Annotated in this window: 1 protein-coding gene, 1 tRNA gene and 2 rRNA genes (1 of these 4 cut by a window edge); all 4 read right to left on the bottom strand. The window is 53.9% G+C overall.

Annotated elements, in window-relative coordinates:
* Position 1: 1 nt before the first annotated feature.
* A tRNA-Met gene (locus BMI87_RS21675) sits at positions 2-78 on the bottom strand.
* A gap of 25 nt (positions 79-103) precedes the next feature.
* Positions 104-262, bottom strand: coding sequence for a hypothetical protein (locus BMI87_RS22660; RefSeq protein WP_168175266.1), 159 nt, complete (start codon positions 260-262; stop codon positions 104-106).
* 13 nt (positions 263-275) lie between these two features.
* Positions 276-390, bottom strand: a 5S ribosomal RNA gene (gene rrf, locus BMI87_RS21670).
* Positions 391-521: 131 nt separating this feature from the next.
* Positions 522-3,221, bottom strand: a 23S ribosomal RNA gene (locus tag BMI87_RS21665) (it continues 132 nt past the right edge of the window).

Here is a 3,221-nt window from a genome sequence, read left to right as displayed (position 1 = left end):
TTGGTTGCGGGAGTAGGATTTGAACCTACGACCTTCAGGTTATGAGCCTGACGAGCTACCGGGCTGCTCCATCCCGCGTCCGTTGAGCGTTTGCCTTTTTTTGTCAGGTTATGAGCCTGACGAGGCGATCGCGTTTTTCAAACTCCTTAGGAGAGTTTGTAGCGATTGCGGGGTGCTCGATCCCGCGTTTGTTTCCCGAGGGCTTCATGTTTTTGCGATCGGGATTTTGTTTGTCATCGTTGTTTGAGAGATGAAGTTTCATCGCTTCTTTCTAGGTTTGGCGGTGACCTACTCTCCCACGTCTTAAGACGCAGTACCATTGGCGCGACGGCACTTAACGGCCGGGTTCGGAATGGAGCCGGGTGTTTTGCTCGTGCTATGACCACCAAACCGAGGAAGAAGCGATGAAGTTCAAGTCATGCGGCGCTTGCCGCCTCCAGCATTGCGCTGGCGCGGAGCGTTCTACACTAAATTAATGCATGCTGTTTGATCGGATGCCAGAGGTCTGGCTTCTACCGGATCAAATCAAGCCAATCGGGCAATTAGTACTGGTCAACTGAACGCGTTGCCGCGCTTACATCTCCAGCCTATCGACGTGGTGGTCTTCCACGGCCCTCAAGGGATACCTAGTTTTGAAGGGGGCTTCCCGCTTAGATGCTTTCAGCGGTTATCCTGTCCGGACATAGCTACCCAGCACTACCGTTGGCACGATAACTGGTCCACCAGTGGTCCGTTCACCCCGGTCCTCTCGTACTAGGGGCAACTCTTCTCAAGTATCCTACACCCACGGCAGATAGGGACCGAACTGTCTCACGACGTTCTAAACCCAGCTCACGTACCTCTTTAAACGGCGAACAGCCGTACCCTTGGGACCTGCTCCAGCCCCAGGATGAGATGAGCCGACATCGAGGTGCCAAACGGTGCCGTCGATATGGACTCTTGGGCACCATCAGCCTGTTATCCCCAGAGTACCTTTTATCCGTTGAGCGATGGCCCTTCCACTCGGGACCACCGGATCACTATGGCCGACTTTCGTCTCTGCTCGACTTGTCAGTCTTGCAGTCAGGCTGGCTTCTGCCATTGCACTCAACGACCGATTTCCGACCGGTCTGAGCCAACCTTCGCGCGCCTCCGTTACACTTTGGGAGGCGACCGCCCCAGTCAAACTACCCACCACGCAGGGTCCCGGATCCCGATAAGGGACCGCGGTTAGACATCAAGCAGGCGAAGGGTGGTATCTCAAGGATGGCTCCACGAAGACTGGCGTCCCCGTTTCAAAGCCTACCACCTATCCTGCACATCACATGCCTGATGCCAGTGCGAAGCTATAGTAAAGGTTCATGGGGTCTTTCCGTCTAACCGCGGGTAGTGTGCATCTTGACACACAGTTCAATTTCGCTGAGTCCACGTTTGAGACAGCGGGGAGATCGTTACGCCATTCGTGCAGGTCGGAACTTACCCGACAAGGAATTTCGCTACCTTAGGACCGTTATAGTTACGGCCGCCGTTTACCGGGGCTTCAATTCGGAGCTTGCACTCCTCCTTTTAACCTTCCGGCACCGGGCAGGCGTCAGACTGTATACGTCGCCTTACGGCTTCGCACAGCCCTGTGTTTTAAGTAAACAGTCGCCACCCCCTAGTTTGTGCCCCCCACCCTCACTTGCGTGAGAATGGGGCCTCCTTCTCGCGAACTTACGGAGGCATTTTGCCGAGTTCCTTAAACGTGGTTCTCTCAAGCGCCTTGGTATTCTCTACCAGTCCACCTGTGTCGGTTTCGGGTACGGTCCGATAGTGGGGCTATTTCCAGGAACTGCTAAGCGGCCCACACAATCCGATAAGTGTGAACAACCCTCGCAATCCGTCACCACCACATGGCCCAGGAATATTAACCTGGTTCCCATCGACTACGCCTTTCGGCCTCGCCTTAGGGGCCGGCTTACCCTGCTCAGATTAGCTTTAAGCAGGAACCCTTGGACTTTCGGCGACAGGGTCTCTCACCCTGTTTGTCGCTACTCATGTCAACATTCTCACTTCTGATCACTCCACCGGATGCCTTACAGCCCGGCTTCACAGTCAGAACATTGCCTCCAATACTCCCTAAGGAGATAAGGAGGCAGCGTTCTATATCACAGAACGCTCCGCTACCACGCACATCACTGTGCATCCAAAGCTTCGGCTCATGGCTTGAGCCCCGTTACATCTTCGCCGCAAGACCTCTTGACTAGACCAGTGAGCTGTTACGCTATCTTTAAAGGATGGCTGCTTCTAAGCCAACCTCCTGGTTGTTTTGGAAGTCTCACATGCTTTCCCACTTAGCCATGAATTGGGGGCCTTAGCTGTTGGTCAGGGTTGTTTCCCTCTCCACGACGGACGTTAGCACCCGCCGTGTGTCTGCCGATCAGTTCTTCCCGGTATTCGGAGTTTGCTTAGACTCAGTAAGGCTGTGGGCCCCCATCATCCATGCAGTGCTCTACCCCCGGGAGAATACAATCGACGCGCTACCTAAATAGCTTTCGCGGAGAACCAGCTATCTCCAGATTTGATTGGCCTTTCACCCCTAGCCACACGTCATCCGGACCCTTTTCAACGGGTGTCGGTTCGGCCCTCCAGTGAGTGTTACCTCACCTTCAGCCTGCACATGGCTAGATCATCTGGTTTCGGGTCTGATCCATCGAACTTATTCGCCCTGTTAAGACTCGCTTTCGCTACGCCTACACCTAACGGCTTAAGCTTGCTCGATAGACCAAGTCGTTGACCCATTATACAAAAGGTACGCCGTCAGAGCTCAAGGCTCCTCCGACTGCTTGTAGGCGTCCGGTTTCAGAAACTGTTTCACTCCCCTCGTCGGGGTGCTTTTCACCTTTCCCTCACGGTACTGGTTCGCTATCGGTCAGTAAGGAGTACTTAGCCTTCGAGGGTGGTCCCCCGATCTTCAGACAGGATTACACGTGTCCCGCCCTACTTAATACGTCCAATCAGACTTCCCATACGGGGCTGTCACCCGCTCTGGCTGATCTTTCCAGATCATTCTGGTCATCTTTATGGCTCGGCTGGTCCGCGTTCGCTCGCCACTACTAGCGGAGTATCTGTTGATTTCCTTTCCTCCGGGTACTTAGATGTTTCAGTTCCCCGGGTTCGCTCTTATAACCCTATGTATTCAGGTTAAAAGTACCTGTTTTGGAACGCTGTTAGCTACCGAAGTAGTAACAACGAACCATCAG

It is taken from the genome of Thioclava sp. F28-4, assembly GCF_002020045.1.
Taxonomy (GTDB): domain Bacteria; phylum Pseudomonadota; class Alphaproteobacteria; order Rhodobacterales; family Rhodobacteraceae; genus Thioclava; species Thioclava sediminum.
This window is presented reverse-complemented; position numbering and strand designations above follow the sequence as displayed.